Raw genomic sequence first — 18,300 nt, 5'->3', positions numbered from 1 at the left:
AGAAACACCGTCTCCAGCTGCCGCACCCGGCCCTTCACTCACATCCGGCCCGAGTCCCGCGTGGCGTCCCGGGCGGCGGTGAACAGGGCGTCGCGGTGGTGTTCGGCTTCTGCCCGCTCGACGAAGGAAACGGTGGTGGCAACGCAGGCGATTTCGCCATGCACGTTGAACACGGGCGCGGCCTTGCCGGTGAGGGCGGAGAACAGATGCTCGTCCAGATCGGCGCCGCCTTCCCGGCGGATCTGCTCCAGAATGCCGGGGCGGGGCGGCTTGCCCCGGAAGGAAGCGGGCTGCACCTTGCGCACGGCTTCAATCCGCTCCGGATCCATATAGGCCTGAAACACCAGCCCGCAGGCCGAATTGTCCAGCGGCAGCACATCGCCCAGGGACACGGTGCTGATGGAAAAGGCGGCGCTGCGGTACCACTGGACGATGGTCGGCCCCCTGTCTGTCCAGATGGCGACGCCGCAACTGGCGGCGATGCGCGATGACAGGCTCCGCATGTGGCGGGCGGTAACATCCACCGGGCTGATCCGCCGCAGGGCACTGACGCCGATGTTCAGCGCGGCGGGGCCCAGGTCATAGCAGCCGGTTTCCGCGTCCTGTGACACCAGCCCTTCCAGCACGAGGCTCTGCATGTAGCGGTGGGCCGTCGAGCGGCCCGTGTTGGCGCGGCGTGCCAGCTCGCCAAGGGGCAGGGCGCCATCGGACTGCGCAAGGATCTGCAGAAAACGGGAGGCGATGGATACGGACTGGATCGTGCCCGAACGCTTCGCGCCCGCGCTGCCACCATCCTCATCCAGCAGTTCCATCTCGTCTGTCATGCGGTCCTCCTCCCTCACCGGTCCTTCATGGCTGCGTTCGTGCCGCGCCGCAACCTCTGAAATCTTATACCAGGGCTTTCGATGCTGACGCATCACGCCTTGAAAATGCTCAAGTGCCGCACGGGCTTGGCCAACTCTTGATGAGGCGGGCTCAACGAAAGCTGGTCTTACGCCGGGACAGGGTCCCCGATGCATCCTGCCATGCCTGTTGCAGAAGTGTGACTCTGTTTCAAGAGTCTTTGATATGCCGCACTGTGGAACATATTCCCTATTGCGGAACATTGTCCTTCTGCGCTAATCCAACCTGAGTATCAAACTCAAGAATTGGGCGGGGCCGTTCGATGTCTGGAAGCCGTTTTTATCTCAATGGCGTGAGCCTGCTTGCGCTGACGCTTTTAGTGGCCGCACCGGCTGTTGCGCAGAATGCCGCGCAAGATGCTGCTCAGGATGCTGTTCAGGCCGATGGCGCGGTGACGGAGCTGAAGAAGATCACCATCACCGGCGAGAAGGTCGAGCGTGACCTGAAGAACACGGCCAGCTCTGTGTCGGTCGAGGACAGCGAGAAAATCAACAAGGAGAAGGTGGGCGACGCGACCGTGCCGGAAGTGATCGCCGATGTTCCGAATGTCGTCTTCCCCGACAGCGTCAGCGCGCCGGTGATTCGCGGCCAGGACACGCAGGGGCCGAACACGGGTGCCACGGCCTTCTTCGCCGGCACGGTCCCCCGGGCGACGATCAATGTGGACGGCCACTATCTGACCTACAACGAATTCTATTTCGGCAGCTCTTCGGTCTGGGATGTGAACACGATCGAGGTGTTCCGCGGGCCCCAGACCACGTCGCAGGGCGCCAATGCGATTGCCGGTGCCATTGTCGTCAATACGAAGGACCCGACCTTCACCCCGGAAGGCGCCTATCAGGCCGAGATTGGCAGCTACAACACCCGCCGTGCCTCTGCCGTCCTGTCCGGGCCGCTGATCGCCAATCAGCTCGCCGCGCGCCTTGCCGTGGACTATTCGGGGCGGGATACCTTCATCGACTATGTGAACTCCGGCTTCCAGGGCAACGGCACAAACCAGAACTTCGAGGCCTTCAACACGCGCTTCAAGCTGTTGTGGGAGCCTGAGGAACTGCCGGGGCTGACAGCCAAGTTCACCTATGCCTATACCTTCAGCAACCGGCCGAGCCAGGAAGCCGCGTCAGCGCCTTACAAGGACCTGAACCACGTCACCACGACGATGCCGACCTGGGATCAGTACACCCATTACGGCGTGCTCGACCTTGGCTATGACTTCGGCAACGGCTGGCAGGTGTTCAACAAGGCCCATGTCTCCGACACCTATGCCAACCGCACGACGGGCGTGGTGAACAACGGCGATGCCGGCGTCTGGCAGACCAACGTGTCCGACGAGATGCGCGTGACATATGGCGATCAGGAAGACGTGATCAGCGGCATGGCCGGGATCTACTATTCCCACAGCGATCAGGACGAAATCCTCTATCTGAGCGGCATTTCGACCTTCGATGATACCAAGCAGAACCTCGGCATTTTCGGTGAGACCAGCTACCGCATGACGGACCGGCTGACGCTGACGGGCGGCCTGCGCTTCCAGAACGATATCATCCAGCGTCAGGGCCTTTCCGTCTATGCCCCCACGCGGGTCGATTTCGACAAGACCTTTACGGCCGTTTTGCCCAAGGCGACCCTTGCCTATGCGGTCACGCCGGACTGGACCGTGGGCGGCATGGTCAGCCGGGGCTACAATCCCGGCGGCGTTTCGCTCAACATCAGCGCCCGGAAGTGGATGACCTTCGAGGAGGAAACCTCCTGGAACTACGAGCTGTTCACCCGCGCCAGCCTGCTGGACAACCGGCTGATGCTGAACGGCAACGTGTTCTACTCCGACCTGAAGAACGCCCAGTACAACATCCCGGTTGTGATTTCGTCCGGCGTTACCCAGTCCTACACGATCAACGCCGAAAAGGCCCATTCCTATGGTCTGGAAGTGGGGGCGGATTACAAGGTTCTCGACAACCTGATGCTGCGCGCCAGTGCGGGCCTGCTGAAGACGCGGATCGACGAGATTTCCAGCAACGCATCCTATGAGGGCAACGAGTTTGCCAAGTCACCCGGCTACATGCTGACCTTCGGCCTGAGCTGGGACGTGACGGACAAGCTGAACCTCTCCGGTCAGGTGCGTCATCTCGATGGCTATTTCTCCGACACCGCCAACACGGCGGCCTATGCCATCGACCCCTATACGGTGGCCGACGTGCGGGCAACCTATCAGCTGCGCGAGGCCTTCCAGCTTTATGGCTACGTCAAGAACGTCTTCGACGAGCGCTCACCCACCTACATGCAGCAGAACCGCGGCATCGGCGGCACCGAAGCCAGCATGACCGAGCCGCGTATGTTCGGCATCGGCATCAAGGGAACCTTCTGAGGGGTTTGCACCACCCGGCCTGCTGCCTGCCGCCGCAGGCCGGGTGACATGTTCCTTGCGCGGGCCTGATATTACCTGCGGGCGGGCACGATGGACAGGATCAACCCGGTTTTGGGCGCGATCAGCAGGTACTGGCCGTCATAAAGCACCCAGCGCTGGTCCTTTCTGGGCGCCTTCAGACCCCGCTTCCGGTAGTCCCGCAGCTCGGCATGACGCTCCGGCGAGGCCAGCCTGCCCCCCTTTCTGACTTCAAATTTCGGGGCCTTCTGCTTTTGTCCCTGCACGGACTGGCCCTGCTTCGCTGCGGGCTTTTCCGGCATCTTCCCCTCTTGCAGCAGTGGTTTCTTCTGCTGGGTCGTGTTCTGGGCATGGACGGCCGGAATGCCGGTCACGAGGCTGAGAGCCAGAATAAAGGGGGTAAGTTTTCTCATGCGTGGCAATCCCTTTCAGTTTGTCGATTGCAGAATCTGTCCGGCAAATCTGGCAATGCTGTGAGCATTGAGCAAGAATTGCGATGATCGGTCAGGATGGCATGGAACAGCCCGCCGGATTTTATTTATATAATTGATTTATATATGTTTTTTGAAATTTTCCGCGGCAAAAGCCTTGAGCTTTCTGCCGTGACTCATCTGATTGTCCAGAAGAAATTCGTCCTCAGGCAGGGCGTTTGGCGGCTATAGATACATTCAGAAAACGTGCGGTTCTGCAAAAAAGACCTGCTTCAACACCAGCGTGGGCGGTATTGCGTCGAGCCGGACACTTGATTGCAGGTACTTGCCAACGACGGTTGCGTGCTCAGATTATTTGCCAATGAGGGAGTGCTCAAACCGGAATCCCTGCCTGATGCAGTTGCCCGGTCAACTAACGGCTGTGTTTGGGATCAATGGTCTTCTGCCGGTTTTCCGGACAGGGGGTTAAGCTAACATAGCTTTCTCCTCGAACTCGACGGGGCTCATATAGCCCAGTGTCGAGTGCCGTCGCCGGGGATTGTAGAAGCGCTCGATGTAATCGAACACATCGGCCCCGGCGTCATCCCTCGTCCTGTAGACCTTGCGGGCTGTCCGCTCGGTTTTCAGCGGCGAGAAGAAGCTCTCCATCGAAGCATTATCCCAGACTCATAGATAAGGCGCGTCGTGGAAAGCAATCTCAAGCGACAGGGCCCGGCCGAAGATGGCACTCAGCCGTGTTCGCTCGGCGTCACTCATGTCCCCTCCTGCTCTATCCAACTCAGCTTTCAGCCAGAGTGCCTGAGCCGCAAAATCCGGATGGGCATGCAGGTCCACCCACTCTTTCAGCAAGGCATCGCTGATATGCCGCTCTGCCGCTGCCTTCGACCATGTCCAGTACATCCACTCGGCTGCAAACATCGCCGCCACCGTGTCGAGGTAACCGCCATCTCTCGCGATCGCCAGCATGCCATCCTGAAACGCGGCCACTTCCGGGATCGCATGGTTGAAGTCTCGAAGAACGATGCCACGCGCTTCGAAAGTCTTCTCGAAATAGGCAATCTGCTGGTTGGCGAGCGCATCGAGAACGCTGATTAACCAACGCTTTTGCACCATCGTGTCCGCTTTCGCAGCGGCAAAGGCGAAGATCGAGATTGCGGTGTCGACAAAAGCGCCTTCGAAGACGAGATAGCGATCGAAGACATCGGCCGGAAGCCGGTCAGCCTTGATGTCCTCAACGAAGCGATGGCCAAGCATCGCATCCAGGACTTCAGCGTTTTCACGCAGGATCTGCTCAGAAAGCGTCTCATCCATGTCAGGCTTCCAGACCAGGACGTGCCGCCGCGACAAAAGCCTTGACCCGCGCAGGGTCAACCGGGTTCCACCAGACGCCCCCTTCCTTCAGTGAGGAGGCGACGATCACCCCATTGGTCCGCTTCAGGATCTCCAGGATGTTGTCCTTGGTGACACCGGAACCGACCAACAGAGGCAGATGCGTTGCCGCACCGATGGTCTCGATCTCCTCGACAGTCGCAGAATTTCCTGTCCGCTGACCTGTAGCGATAATGACGTCGGCATCGAAGAAGGCGAGGTCACGGGTCAGTTCCTCAATACTGCGATCGGCGGTAATGGCGTGGGCGCCGTGCTTGACGTGGCTGTCGGCAAAGACTTTCACGTGCTCGGCACGCAAAGCCGAACGATACCGCATCGCTTCGGCCGCACGGCCTTCCATGAACCCTTCATTGGCGACATAGGCATTGGCCCATTGATTAACGCGGATGAAGCGTGCGCCACCGGCCATGGCAATGGCGAAAGCCGGGATCGGGGCGTTGGCAAGCACATTGATGCCCATGGGAACACCTGTCGCGCGCCCGATGCGATCGGCGACGACCGACATGAAGGCGGATGTTTCAGGTCCGATATCCTCAGGCTTCGAGAAGGGAATATCGCCGTGATTTTCGATGATCAGGCCGTGGAAGCCGCCTTCGATCAGCGCTTTGGCATCGCGCATCGCCACATCGTAGATTGCGTCGACTGACGTTCCCCGGTAACGGGGCGCCCCCGGAAAAGGCGCGCAATGGATCATCCCGATCAGCGCCTTGTCAGTGCCGAATATTTCCCTTATGGCGCTTGAATTGTTATCCGAAATCGTCTGCATTTTCATTTCCTTCCGAAGGCCAGTAATGACTGCCAATGTTCGTGCTCATGTGATCGGTAACGTCGCTGTCGACGAGACCATATCCGTTTCGGCCATGCCGGAAGCCGGGGCTTCTATCCTCGGCCGCGAGGAAACGCGTGACCTTGGCGGCAAAGGTGCAAACCAGGCAGTGGTCATGGGCCGCACGGGCTTGCCAACCACCCTGGTCTCAGCCGTGGGCGAGGATTTCCGCGCCCAGACCATTCGCAATCAACTGGCACTGGAGCCAGTCGAGACCAAGCTCATCAGCTTGGCCGGCCGCTCCAGCGATTTTTCCATCATCTTCACGACCCCCGACGGCGAAAACGCCATCGTGACCACCACCGATTCAGCAGGCTCATTGGCTCCAGAAGAAGCCATCGCTGCCCTCAAAGGTGCCAAGGCCGGAGACCTTGTGGTCCTGCAGGGGAACCTCAGCGAGGTGACCACCCTTGGCCTGCTGCAGGAAGCCCGCCGTCGAAAGCTGGTCACCGCCTTCAACCCCTCGCCGCTCAGACCGTATTTCGCGGCATTCTGGCCCTTGATCGACATCGTGTTCTTGAACCGGGGAGAAGCAGAGAACCTCACCGGTTCTTCGAATGGTGCTGCCACCGAATGGCTGCTCCGATCGGGCGTCCGCCACGTTGTATTGACGCTCGGCGGCGATGGCGCGCTCCTTGCGCGCCAGAATGAACCGATTGCGGCCATACCGGCTGTTCCTGCCAAGGCCATCGACACCACCGGTGCTGGCGACACCTTTATGGCGGTAGCCCTCGCATCGGCAGCCCTGCGCGGCGTCGAACTCGACAATCGCGCCATCAGCCATGCTGCAGCGGCTTCGGCGTTAACCGTCAGCCGCCGCGGGACGCGTTCGGCCTTCCCGACCAGTGAAGAAATGCGGGCCATCCTGGCGCACTGAAACCCGCCCGCCTTCACGAGCTGCAGCCTTCTCAACCCTTTTCGGTAAGCCAGCCCAGGATGTTCTTCCACAGCCGGCCATAGCCCTCCCATTCGCAAAATTCGGGTGACAGCCAGTGGGGACCGATATCGGACGTCCAGGCAGCGCTTCTTCCCTTGCCGAACTTGCCCGTGACAAGTAGAGGATGGCTGCCTTGCTCGTCAGGCAGACAAGCGATCACCTCGACATCGGCGCGGTCCCGCACCTCGACCTCGTTGACGCCGAGAAGGAGGGGCCAATCCCCCTCCATCCCGGCAACCGCCGGATGGTCTTTCTTGACGATGATGGCCCCCGTTCCCTCCGGGATCTCGACACGGTCGTCATAGGGCAGGCACGTGACAGGAAGCACGTCTTCGACCGGCGTGCGGCGCCAGCGAGCCTTGCCGTCGATACCCTGGAAGGAAAAATAGCCGCCGGCCATCAACAGGCCTCCGCCTTTTTCAACCCATGCTTTGATCAGCTTCAGCCTGTTCGGCACGGTCTTGGAATGCAGCCATACTGCTGGCGGCAGCAACAAGGAGTTGGCGCCGATGTCCGACAGGATGATCACGTCATAGGCGTCAAGTCCCTCCATCTCGAAGGGAAATTTCTCCACTGCATCATGGGCAGTCATGTAGGTCAGATCGAACTCACTGCCCTCAAGCGCCTTGACCAGCGGCTCTGCGCCGAGATGAAACGTCACGCTGCCAAATTGGTCAAACCCCTTGTAATGGGTGGCCGAACTGACCCAGCTCTCGCCGACGAGTAGAACTTTCTTTGTCATATTTTCTTCCATGGTTTGTCGTCTGTGGATCAGGCCGCCGCCTCGAAGACCGATCGCGGATTGTCACGCATGAGGATATGGAGCTGGTGATCGCTCAGGCCGTGACGTTTGAGCCGCGGCAGGAAATGCTTGAGGATGTATGCGTATCCATTGCCGCCATAGCGGGTGAGCATCATCTTCACGAAGACATCGTGGGAGAGCAGAATACGATCGATGAGCCCCTTCTCGATGAGCTTGACGATCGCGCGAGCAGCTTCCTCGTCGCTCGGGCACTGGACCTGCTGGTCGGCATAAAAGAAATCCATGCCGATCATGTCGTATTCCAGGAAGGCTCCACGGATCGCGAGCTCCTGCTGGTAGGTCAGATCGTCATGCGAGGGGTTCATGTGGCAGAGCACGGTATGACGGAGCTCTGCCCCCTCCTCTTCGACGATATCGAGCACCTTGTGCCCAAGGCGGAACCAGCCAGGAAGATGCACCATCAACGGCAGTCCCGCGCGCCTTTGCGCGCGCGCTGCTGCCCGCAGTGACTTCTCTTCCTGCGCGGTAAAATCCGAGGAAACGCCGATCTCACCGATCAGTCCGATCTTGATATCGGTGCCATAGACGCCGGCAGTTGCCTCATGGACGATCTCATCGGCGATCTGGTCGATCGACATGCCGGCCACCTTGGCCGGATGTGACGAGTCAAGATAGTAGCCAGCACCCATGACGATGTTGAGACCCGACGCCTTGGATATGCGCCGCAGCGCTTGGGGATCCCGCCCAATGCCCTGACATGTCGGCTCGACGACGGTCCGGCCGCCATGTGCGGCAAAGTCCTTCAGTTCAACGATCGCCAGAGGCTCGTCATCAAGTGTGATATTGTGCTTGTTGACGAAGGGGTCCTGCCGCAGTTCGGAAAGGATCTCGATGCAGACAAAGCTGTCGGCCAGATATTGGCGTTCTGGCGTCTTGGGAGCGTGCCACCAGCATCGGCAATCATTGAGGATATGCTCGTGCATCAGGGTGACACCGAGCGTTGAGGCCGGAATGGCGCCAGTCACCGTCATGACCTTCGCCGAGCGGGTATGCGCTTCAGATAATTCGCTCATTGCCGTCACCTCGCTTTTGCACCGAACCGAAAGTTGGTTGTGAAGATCTTGGTGTTGAGCCAGATGGCCACGAGAATGATGGCACCAGTAACAATCTGCGTGAAGAACGGCGAGATATGCATCAGGATCAGGCCGTTCCCGATGACGGCAATGGTCAACGTGCCGAGAACCGTGCCCAGAATGCTCCCGCGTCCACCCATCAAGGATGTGCCACCGAGAACCACGGCTGCGATAACCTGCAATTCGAACCCAACGGCAGCATTGGATGACCCTGAGCCAAGCCGTGCGGCGATCAAAAGCCCCGCCAGAGCGCAAGCGATGCCGGAGACCATGTAGACGGAGGCAACGATCCATTTTGCCGGCATGCCGACACGCCGCGCCGCTTCAAGATTGGAGCCGACAGCGACCACCTGCCGGCCATACTTGGTATAAGCGATGATGATATAGCCGATCACGGCCACAAGCACCGCGATCAGTGCGGGAACCGGGATGCTGAAAAGTTCGCCACGACCAAGCCAGAAGAAGCCTGGCGCGTCCTTGATCGGGATTGAATACCCTTGGGTGAGCCAGAGTGCAAAACCTCGCAGTATAGAGAGACCGGCCAGTGTCACGATGAAGGCCGGGATGCCCTGATAGGCGATGAACCAGCCCTGCGCGATGCCGAGCAGGGCTCCGAAGGCGACCATCCCCGCCAGAACCAACGGCCACGGATAGCCCATGGCAAGCAAGATTGCGGCAACGGCGTTGACCAGGGCCACCTGCGAGCCCACCGACAGATCAATGCCGCCGGTGATGATCACCAGCGTCATGGCAATCGCTACGATCAGAATGGGCGCAGCTTGTCGAACAACATTCAAGATGTTGCCGAATGTCATGAATGTCTCTGACATGGCTGAAAAGAATACGAAGCACGCAACAAAGAATACGGTGATCGACATCACCTGCGCGTGTTCAGATATAAAGTCGGCGATCGGCGATCCTGACGCGCGTTCAGTGTAAGCAGTCAATGTTTCTGCCCTCCGACGATCAGTTGTACGAGGTCCTGGAGGTCCGTGTTGGCGATGTTGCGTTCAGCAACCTTGGTGCCTTCGTACATGACGGCGATCCGGTCACAGACACGGAAGAGATCCTGCAAACGGTGCGTGATCAAAATGACGGAAACACCCTTTGCCTTGACCCGGTTTATGAGATTGAGCACGGCCTCGACCTCAGCCACGGCCAGAGCCGATGTCGGCTCATCCATGATCAAGACCTTGGGGTTGAAAGACGCCGCCCGCGCGATTGCAATTGCCTGGCGCTGGCCGCCCGACAGCTTCTCTACCTTAGCGTTGAGCCTTGGGATCCGAATTTCCAGCGCATCAAGCATCTCTCGAGCCTGGCTCATCATTCTGGCCCGATCGAGGAACAGACCCTTCGTCAGTTCTCGTCCGAGAAACAGGTTGCCGGCGACATCGATATGATCGCAAAGGCTCAGGTCCTGAAACACCATCTCGATGTTCCGATCACGCGCATCGGCAGGTCCACTGAATTGAACCTTTGTGCCGTCGACGGTGATCGTCCCGTCATCCGGGATATAGGTCCCAGAAATCACCTTGGTCAGGGTCGATTTTCCGGCTGCATTGTCACCGACCAGGCCTAAGCACTCGCCGGGATAGATATCGAGATCGACGCCGCGCAAGGCCTGATGCGATCCGAAATTTTTGCGGATGCCCTGCAATGAGATACGGGGCTGGCGAACAGCGCTTTCGCCGGACCGATGGGGGAGGATTTCTCCTCCCCCCGACCCTGCGACAGCGGTTGGGTGCTGTCTGTCAGAGATCATTTGAAGATGGCCCGGTAGGGTTCGACGTTTTCCTTGGTGACGATGGCAATGGGGACGGAGATCGTCTTCTCCACGGTGCCGCCATCCGAGATCGTCTTGAGCGCATCGACCGCTGCGGCCCCCATGGCTGCCGGATCTTGCTGGATGACGGCTGCGACATAACCTGCATCGATGCCGGCGATTGCCTGTGCGGTCAGATCCCAGCCAAAGACCTTCACATCAGCCTGCTTGCCCTGGCTCTCCACAGCAGCGATGGCACCCATCAATGCAGGCTCACCGGTCGCATAGACGGCCGTCATGTCAGGATTTGCGGTGATGAGGTTCTCGGCTGCGGCGAGTGCAGTATCCTGAACGTTCTGGCCGTCGACGACACCAGCAGTCGTAACACCTTCGGCGGCTTTCACCGTGGTCTCGAACCCTTCCTGACGGACATTCTGGATCGCGGAGTTCAAGGCGCCGACGACGCCATACTTCACAGAGCCGCCCATGCTGCTCTTGACGTAATCGAGGAAGAAGTTGCCCATATCGGCACCGGCTTTGGCGTTGTCGACACCGATCTGCGCCATCTGCGGCCCTTCAGGCAGGATAGCATCGATCGCAACCACAGGAATTCCGGCGGCTGCCGCCTGCTGGACGGCCGGCATGATCCCGTTGACATCGATGGCGACGACCGCGAGACCGTCGACCTTCTGCTGGATGTAGGTCTCAATGGCACTGTTTTGTGCCGCAGGGTCATTGTTGGCGTTGAAGATCACGAGCTTCGCGCCGGCGGCTTCGGCAGCCTTTTGCGCACCCTCGTTCATCTGGTTGAAGAACAACGCCTGCTGGTTGATTTGAACGAGCGCGAAGGTCTTTTCGGCCGAATAGGCAGTGGAGCCGAATGAAATGCCGGCAAACGCCGTCGCTGCAAGCGCAGCAGTCACTGCTCTGCGTGTAAGATGTGTCATGTTCCTGTCCTCTGGTTAGGTTCAGCTTCGTTGCTTTTATGGTTTCGCCGGCGGTGCAACGGAATGCCGCACGACGATTTCGACAGGCAGCAATTCTTCGGAAGCCAGGCTTTCTGAAGTCTGCCAATTCGTTTCAAGAAGAAGCGCCAGCGCACGCTCGCCAAGTGCCCTTACGGGCTGGCGTATTGCAGTGAGCGGCGGTGAAAAAAGATGGAGAGGCCCGACATCGTCGAAGCCGATCACCGAGATCTCATCCGGGATAGAGACCCCCTGGGCTCGCAAGACCTCAACAAGCCCGATCGCGATCTCGTCGGAGCTGGCAAAGATCGCGGTCGCCGGCATTCCTTCTTCGATGAAGCGCCAGGCTGCCTCGCGGCCGAATTCGACAGAGAAACTCCCTTCGTGGCGGGTCACGTCGAAAGGCATACCTGTCTCAACGAGCGCCCTCTGAAGCCCACGGTAGCGGCGGCGGGTGCTGATCATGTCCTGCGGGCCACCGATATAGTGAATTCGCCGATGACCATGTTCGGCAAGGTGACGCCCCGCCAGATATCCGCCTTCCTCGTTGTCACAGAAGAGCTTTGGGACCACAGCGTCGGGCACATCTTCGTCGACGATCACGACTTTTCCAGTCTGATTGATCAGACCGGCCAGAACGCCATCGTCGGGGTGATTGGTCACAAAGATCAGTCCGTCAACATGATTGCGGGCGAGTGCCGTCACATAGGAGATCTCGCGCCCGGGACGATTGAGCGTGACATGCAGCGACAGCGACAGCCCGCGCTTGTCGGCTTCCTGCTCCACTGCAGCAACAAGGGTTGCGAAGAATGGGTTGGCGATATCCGGAACGACGAGACCAATTGTATCAGAGCGGCCGCGGCTGAGGCGCCGCGCATGGGGATTGGGTTCGTAGCGCAGTTCGCGGATCGCAGTTTCAATCCGCTCCCTGGTCTCGGGGGGCAGTTGGAGCGTGCCGTTGAGCAGGCGGGAGACTGTTGCCACCGAAACGCCGGCGGCTTCCGCCACATCCTTCAGGCTTGCCGCTCCCGTCTTCGCCATTCCGTTCATCACCCCTTTTGCCGATCAGATAAAGCGGTTTAGTAAAGCGTTTTACTAAACCGCTTTACAGTGCCACCGGCTTTGCGCTTGTCAAGAATAAATTTGAAGGATGCGCTGAGGCGGCGGCTTCTTTTTTGGGCGAATTTTCCCGTTTGCGAGCATGAGCCGTTGTGTTGGCAAGCGCCTGCACTTGAGACAAGCTCCCGGTGAGCTTGAGTACTCGGGAGCTGGTCAAACCCGTGCGGCGGCTGGTTACTTTTCCCCCTCCCGCGGGGCCAAACCGCGGGCGAGCATCCTGAAGCAGCGGCGCAGGTACAGGGCCCGGTCCTGTCTTCCGGGCCAGTGCGGTGCGTCCGGGGCCTTGTGTGCGACTGCGCCGAAGGCCGTGTCCATGATCATCATGGCAGCGGTCCCGGCATCATCGACCTTGGCGAACCCGAGATCGTGCTGGCGCTGCAGCCAGCCGGCCAGAAGCTGGTGCGATTGCTCCGGGCCGTGCGTATGCAGGATGGGCATCAACTCGGGAAACTGGCGGGTGGCATTCAAAAACATGGTCATCAGGGCCTCCCGCTTCCGGTCTGCCCCGGCATCGAGGTTCACATGAAAGATCCGGGCCAGTGCCTCATCCAGAGGCAGGCCGTCATAGTCACCGGGCAGGGCAAGCATGGTTTCCCGGTGGCTGGCCACCACGGCTGCAAAGAGGTCCGCCTTTCCGGGGAAAAAACGATAGATCGTGCTGAGCGACATGCGGGCTTCGGATGCGATGCCCGTCATGGAGGTCTTGCCATATCCCTTGGCGAGAAACAGGGCCGTGGCCGCCTCCACGATGAGGCGCTGCTGTTCCTGATCGTCCGCGACCTTGGGGCGGCCGCGGCGGGGGCGGGGAGAGGCAGGTCCAGTCATGATGTCCTTCCAGATCGGTTCCCGGAGTGTGTGATGGCAGGCGCGCTCCTTGACGCTTACCACGCCGCATATTAATAGTAATAGCAATTACTGTAAATCGGCGTCCAACGGGCCTGACGCTGCACCCTGTTTGAAAGGCAGACTTTTGATGAGATCTTTTCACGCTTTGGGCTGGCTTTGCCTGCTGCTTCCTGCTGCATTGTTATCAGGGTGCAATCCTGGGGAGACCGGACAGCAGCCGCCCGTTCAGGGGGCGGTTGAAGCAGGTTACATCACGCTGCATTCGCAATCCGTTCCCTACAACGTCGAACTGCGCGGCCGCGTTGTGGCGCTGGCAACGGCCGAGGTGAGGCCGCAGGTCGATGGAATTGTCCGCAAGGTGGTGTTTTCCGAAGGCCGGGAAGTCAAGGCTGGCGATGTTCTTTATGAGATCGATGACCGCAAGTTCAAGGCGGCGCTGATGTCGGCCAATGCTGCCGTCAGCAAGGCAGCGGCGGTGACGGCCAGCGCGCAGATGACCTATGACCGGAACAAGACGCTGTTCGACAAGGCAGCAGTCAGTTCCCAGACGCTTGAAGATGCCCAGTCCACCCTGCTGCAGGCCAAGGCCTCCCAGGAGGCCGCTCTGGCAGATGCGGAAGTGGCCAGGATCAATTTCGACAATGCGACGATACGCGCGCCCATCGGCGGACAGACCGGCGTGTCGGCTGTCAGCGCCGGAGCGCTGGTGACCGAGAACCAGACTAGTGCGCTGACCGTGATCCGGCAGGTTGATTCCGTCTATGTGGATCTGGCCGACACCAGCGCAAACCTGCTGCGGATCCGGGGCGAGACGGAAGCTGGCCGGCTGGCACGCCCCACCGGGCAGCCGCTGCCTGTCCGCCTCAGGCTGGAAACGGGCCGCGACTATGACCAGGAGGGCACCGTGTCACTGGCGGACATGGTGGTGGGCGAAACGACCGGGACATTCACCGTCCGGGCTGTTTTCCAGAATCCGCAGCGCGTGCTGGTGCCGGGCATGTTTGTGACGGCTTTCGTCGAAATCGGATCGCTGCCGCAGGCCTTTCTGATCCCGCAGCTTGCGCTGACCCGCAATGCCGACGGCTCGGCGGCCGTCTACATCGTGTCCGAAGGAAAGGCCAAACTGCAACAGGTCACCGCCAGCACCACGTCCGGGCATAGCTGGATCGTCATGGACGGCGTCAAGGATGGTGACATGCTGATCGTTGACGGGTTTCAGAAGATATCCGACGGCACGCAGGTGACGCCTGTCGAGGCTGTGATCGATGAAGACGGGGTCGTCAGGCAGAGCCTCTCCGCCGCTCCTGCCGGGAGCGAGAGCAAATGACACTCCATCCGGCCCGCAACGCACTGGCGAGTTTTTTCATCGGCCGCCCCGTCTTCGCCATCGTGCTGGCAATTGCCACGATGATGGCGGGCGTCATGGGGATCTATTCCCTTTCGATCTCGCAATATCCCAGCATTTCACCCGTTACGATCCGGGTGAACGCAACCTACACCGGCGCAACGGCCGAAGCGGTCGAGAACTCCGTGACGCGGAAGATCGAAAGCGCAATGACGGGTCTGGACGGCCTGCTTTACATGGAATCCACCTCCAGCACCGGCTCCGCCTCGGTTTCGCTGACCTTTGAAAACGGTACAGATCCTGAGATCGCGCAGGTCGAAGTCCAGAACAAGCTGTCGCAGGTCGAGTCACAGCTTCCCGATGACGTGCGGGACAAGGGGGTGCGTGTCAGCCGGGCGCCTTCGGGCATTCTCATGATCGGCAACATCGTGTCACGCGACGGACGCTACACCTCCGACCAGCTGTCCGACATCATGTCGAGCCAGATTGAGGAACGGATAGAGCGTCTGAGCGGCGTTGGGTCCGTTCAGTCCTTTGGCTCGGGCTTTGCCATGCGGATCTGGCTGGATCCGGCAAAGCTGGAAAAATACCAGCTTGTTCCAAGCGACGTCACGTCGGCGATCAGCAGCCAGAACATCCAGGTTGCCGCAGGGTCAATCGGTGCGTCACCGGCCGTCAAGGGGCAGCAGCTCAAGGCAAGTATCGTTGCCCGCACCCAGATGACGTCCGTTGCCGAATTCGAGCGGATCATCCTCAAGACAGACACGCAAGGGGGCGTGGTGCGCCTTGCGGATGTGGCGCGTGTCGAGCTTGGGCTTGAGACCTATGGCCAGAGCTCGACATTCAATGGCATGCCGGCTGCGGGCTTCGGCGTGCAACTGGCTTCGGGAGCCAATGCGATCGACACGGCCAAACTTGTTCACGCGGAACTGGAGAGCCTTGCGCCCTCGCTGCCTGCCGGTGTCGAGATTGCCTATTCCTACGAGACGACGCCCTTTGTGGAGCTTTCGATCGAGAAAGTGGTCCATACGCTGATCGAGGCCATCATTCTGGTCTTCGCGGTGCTGCTGCTGTTCCTGCAGAACTTCAGGGCAACCTTGATTCCGATGATCGCGGTTCCCGTCGTGCTGCTGGGCACATTCGGTGTTCTGGCTGCGCTTGGCTACTCGATCAACATGCTGACCATGTTTGCCATGGTCCTGGCCATCGGCCTGCTGGTTGATGACGCGATCGTGGTGGTCGAAAACGTCGAGCGCATCATGCGGGAGGAAAAACTCACCGCCCGCGAGGCGACGGAAAAGTCCATGGGCGAGATCACCGGCGCGCTGATCGGCATTGCTCTGGTTCTGACGGCGGTCTTCATTCCGATGGCGTTCTTCTCGGGCTCTGTTGGTGTCATCTACCGGCAGTTTTCCGTCACCATCGCCAGCGCCATGCTGTTGTCGGTTCTCGTTGCCATCATCCTCACACCTGCCTTGTGCGCCATGCTGCTGAAACCTTCGCATGGCGGTTTCATAAGCCGCTGGCTGGGCTGGTTTGACAGGGGCTTCGAGCGGTTCACGGGGCGCTACGCCGGGCTCGTGCGCCTGGCGGTTGTCCGTCCCGCCCGGATGATGATGCTTTTTGCGGTTCTGCTTGCATGCGCCTACGGGATTTACCGGGAGCTGCCATCCTCCTTCCTGCCGGAAGAGGATCAGGGGGTTCTGATGACGCAGATCAGCCTGCCGGCAGGTGCGAATGCGGCCAGAACGCAGGCGGTCATCGATATTGTCGAGAAGTACTTCCTCGAAGAGGAAAAGGACGCGGTTCAGAGTGTCTTCATGACGCTTGGCTTCGGCTTCAGCGGCAGCGGTGAGAATGCCGCAATGGCTTTCGTCAGGTTGAAGGATTTTGACCTGCGTTCGGACAGCAGGCTATCAGCCTCTGCGGTCCAGCAGCGGGCATCCGCCGCCTTTCGCAAGATCCGGGATGCGAATGTCTTCGTGCTGCAGCCTCCGGCCATCCAGGGCCTTGGCCAGACGAGCGGCTTTTCCATGTATCTGGAGGATGTGGGCAACAGGGGGCGGGATGCGCTGACGGCTGCAGGCAATGAATTTGCCGGCCTGTCTCAGGGCAATGCCTACCTCATGAATGTGCGCGGGAATGAGCGGACATACGAGGCGCAGCTCAAGATCAACATTGATCAGGAAGAGGCTGCCGCCCTCGGGATCAGCCTTTCCGGCATCAACAGCCTGATCAACACGGTTTTCTCCGGAACGAACGTGAATGATTTCGTCTACAGGGGCGAGATCAAGCCGGTCTATGTTCAGGCCGATGCGCCATTCCGCATGCTGCCTGAGGATGTGGAACGATGGTCCATCCGGAACGAGAGTGGTGCAATGGTGCCTTTTTCCGCCTTTGCCACCACCGGCTGGTCACAGGGAGCGCCAACGCTGGCACGGTTCAATGGCATGGCCGCCATTGCGATCAGTGGTTCGGCTGCGGCCGGGGTAAGTTCCGGTGCGGCGATGAGCGAGGCGGAAAGGCTGGTTGCCTCGCTCGATGACGGGTTCGCGGCCTCCTGGTCCGGACTTTCCTATCAGGAACGGCTGGCCGGTTCGCAGGAGATGCTGCTTTATGCCGTGTCGCTGGTGGTCGTCTTCCTGTGTCTGGCGGCGCTTTATGAAAGCTGGTCCATCCCCTTCGCGGTGATCCTGGCAGTCCCGGTCGGCGTGCTGGGGGCGCTCAGCTTTGCCTGGCTGTTCGATCAGGCCAACGATGTGTATTTCAAGGTCGGGCTGCTGACGACCATCGGCCTGACTGCGAAGAATGCCATCCTGATCGTCGAGTTTGCCAAGAGCCTGCAGGAGCAGGGCAGGAGCGCCGTTGCTGCCGTTACCGAGGCGGCACAATTGCGCCTGCGCCCGATTGTGATGACGTCCCTGGCCTTTGTTCTGGGCGTGCTGCCGCTGGCTTATGCCTCGGGTGCGGGATCTGCTGCGCAGAACTCCATCGGCATCGGAGTCATGGGGGGCATGATCTTTGCGACGGTTCTGGGTGTCTTCTTTGTGCCGGTCCTGTTCGTTCTGATTGCCCGGCTGGTCAGACGAGCTGCGCCCTGAGGCAGCCGCTGCCGAAATGGGTATTGCCGGGGGGAGGGGAGCCGCGGCGGTGCCGGGCCGCCCTTCCCCCTCCCGGCCCCCTCCCGGCCTTGGCCGGTTCAGCAACACCGGCGCGGGCATCCTCCGGGCGGCAGGAAAACTGTCCGGGGGTCTGGTTTTTCCCGGTGGTGGACAGGTTTGAGGACGCTGCGTGAGCTGCGCTGAAACTTGTGTGAAGCTTGCCGCGCCGTCAGATACAACCGGAAAACAATCGATAAGTTGCTTTACAGGCGTGCTTGGCAAAAGTACGAGGGCGTCCAAGTTCCGGTTGTAAGAGACTGACGGCCGGTACACTCAAGACGTGCAGCGGAAGCCTGGGCAGGTGTCTTCCGCTGAGTGGAAATCACAAGGAAGAGAC

15 protein-coding genes and 1 pseudogene are annotated in these 18,300 nt (G+C 59.9%); 4 read left to right on the top strand and 12 right to left on the bottom strand.

Annotated features, from left to right (window positions below; translation table 11 throughout):
* Positions 1–38 precede the first annotated feature (38 nt).
* Positions 39–824, bottom strand: coding sequence for an IclR family transcriptional regulator (locus ACVNHC_RS19035; RefSeq protein ID WP_457168730.1), 786 nt, complete (start codon positions 822–824; stop codon positions 39–41).
* A 341-nt stretch (positions 825–1,165) separates the two neighbouring features.
* Between ACVNHC_RS19035 and ACVNHC_RS19030 the strand changes: the two genes are divergently transcribed.
* Entirely contained in the window at positions 1,166–3,268 is a 2,103-nt protein-coding gene (locus ACVNHC_RS19030) for a TonB-dependent receptor (protein ID WP_457168728.1), read from the top strand.
* Positions 3,269–3,339: 71 nt separating this feature from the next.
* Here the strand turns inward: ACVNHC_RS19030 and ACVNHC_RS19025 are convergent, their stop codons facing one another.
* The 4 genes and pseudogenes from ACVNHC_RS19025 to ACVNHC_RS19010 all read right to left on the bottom strand — a co-directional run bounded on the left by ACVNHC_RS19025 (position 3,340) and on the right by ACVNHC_RS19010 (position 5,872).
* The gene (locus ACVNHC_RS19025; RefSeq protein ID WP_457168726.1) at positions 3,340–3,660 is read right to left on the bottom strand and encodes an RcnB family protein; all 321 of its coding nucleotides are present in this window, start codon (positions 3,658–3,660) and stop codon (positions 3,340–3,342) included.
* 522 nt (positions 3,661–4,182) lie between these two features.
* A pseudogene (locus tag ACVNHC_RS19020) lies at positions 4,183–4,383 on the bottom strand (IS3 family transposase); the annotation flags it as partial.
* Positions 4,384–5,028, bottom strand: coding sequence for a TenA family protein (locus tag ACVNHC_RS19015; protein WP_457168724.1), 645 nt, complete (start codon positions 5,026–5,028; stop codon positions 4,384–4,386).
* Between the two features lies 1 nt (position 5,029).
* The gene (locus tag ACVNHC_RS19010) at positions 5,030–5,872 is read right to left on the bottom strand and encodes a BtpA/SgcQ family protein (protein ID WP_058900984.1); all 843 of its coding nucleotides are present in this window, start codon (positions 5,870–5,872) and stop codon (positions 5,030–5,032) included.
* A 25-nt stretch (positions 5,873–5,897) separates the two neighbouring features.
* Here ACVNHC_RS19010 and ACVNHC_RS19005 point away from each other — a divergent pair, with 25 nt between their 5' ends.
* Positions 5,898–6,809, top strand: a complete 912-nt coding sequence (locus ACVNHC_RS19005; RefSeq protein ID WP_122521729.1) for a ribokinase — start codon at positions 5,898–5,900, stop codon at positions 6,807–6,809.
* A gap of 31 nt (positions 6,810–6,840) precedes the next feature.
* Here the strand turns inward: ACVNHC_RS19005 and ACVNHC_RS19000 are convergent, their stop codons facing one another.
* The 7 genes from ACVNHC_RS19000 to ACVNHC_RS18970 all read right to left on the bottom strand — a co-directional run bounded on the left by ACVNHC_RS19000 (position 6,841) and on the right by ACVNHC_RS18970 (position 13,436).
* On the bottom strand, positions 6,841–7,611 hold the full coding sequence (locus tag ACVNHC_RS19000) for a glutamine amidotransferase (RefSeq protein WP_058901132.1): 771 nt from the start codon (positions 7,609–7,611) through the stop codon (positions 6,841–6,843).
* Positions 7,612–7,640: 29 nt separating this feature from the next.
* Complete coding sequence (locus tag ACVNHC_RS18995) at positions 7,641–8,705, bottom strand: phosphotriesterase family protein (protein ID WP_058900986.1); 1,065 nt, start codon at positions 8,703–8,705, stop codon at positions 7,641–7,643.
* Between the two features lie 5 nt (positions 8,706–8,710).
* The gene (locus ACVNHC_RS18990; protein WP_050473774.1) at positions 8,711–9,712 is read right to left on the bottom strand and encodes an ABC transporter permease; all 1,002 of its coding nucleotides are present in this window, start codon (positions 9,710–9,712) and stop codon (positions 8,711–8,713) included.
* A complete protein-coding gene (locus ACVNHC_RS18985) occupies positions 9,709–10,527 on the bottom strand; it encodes an ATP-binding cassette domain-containing protein (protein WP_050473775.1) in 819 nt (272 codons plus the stop codon). The genes ACVNHC_RS18990 and ACVNHC_RS18985 overlap by 4 nt, the downstream gene beginning before the upstream one ends.
* On the bottom strand, positions 10,524–11,474 hold the full coding sequence (locus tag ACVNHC_RS18980; RefSeq protein ID WP_058900988.1) for a substrate-binding domain-containing protein: 951 nt from the start codon (positions 11,472–11,474) through the stop codon (positions 10,524–10,526). Before ACVNHC_RS18980 ends, ACVNHC_RS18985 begins: the two co-directional genes overlap by 4 nt.
* Positions 11,475–11,510: 36 nt before the next feature.
* The gene (locus tag ACVNHC_RS18975) at positions 11,511–12,533 is read right to left on the bottom strand and encodes a LacI family DNA-binding transcriptional regulator (RefSeq protein WP_050473777.1); all 1,023 of its coding nucleotides are present in this window, start codon (positions 12,531–12,533) and stop codon (positions 11,511–11,513) included.
* A gap of 252 nt (positions 12,534–12,785) precedes the next feature.
* Positions 12,786–13,436: a TetR/AcrR family transcriptional regulator gene (locus tag ACVNHC_RS18970; protein WP_457168720.1), complete on the bottom strand. Its 651-nt coding sequence runs from the start codon at positions 13,434–13,436 to the stop codon at positions 12,786–12,788.
* A 148-nt stretch (positions 13,437–13,584) separates the two neighbouring features.
* Here ACVNHC_RS18970 and ACVNHC_RS18965 point away from each other — a divergent pair, with 148 nt between their 5' ends.
* Together ACVNHC_RS18965 and ACVNHC_RS18960 are read left to right on the top strand one after the other, a co-directional pair.
* Positions 13,585–14,784, top strand: coding sequence for an efflux RND transporter periplasmic adaptor subunit (locus ACVNHC_RS18965; RefSeq protein ID WP_457168718.1), 1,200 nt, complete (start codon positions 13,585–13,587; stop codon positions 14,782–14,784).
* A gap of 23 nt (positions 14,785–14,807) precedes the next feature.
* Complete coding sequence (locus ACVNHC_RS18960) at positions 14,808–17,903, top strand: efflux RND transporter permease subunit (protein WP_457168990.1); 3,096 nt, start codon at positions 14,808–14,810, stop codon at positions 17,901–17,903.
* Positions 17,904–18,300 lie beyond the last annotated feature (397 nt).

This window comes from Pannonibacter sp. Q-1, assembly GCF_054073275.1.
This window is presented reverse-complemented; position numbering and strand designations above follow the sequence as displayed.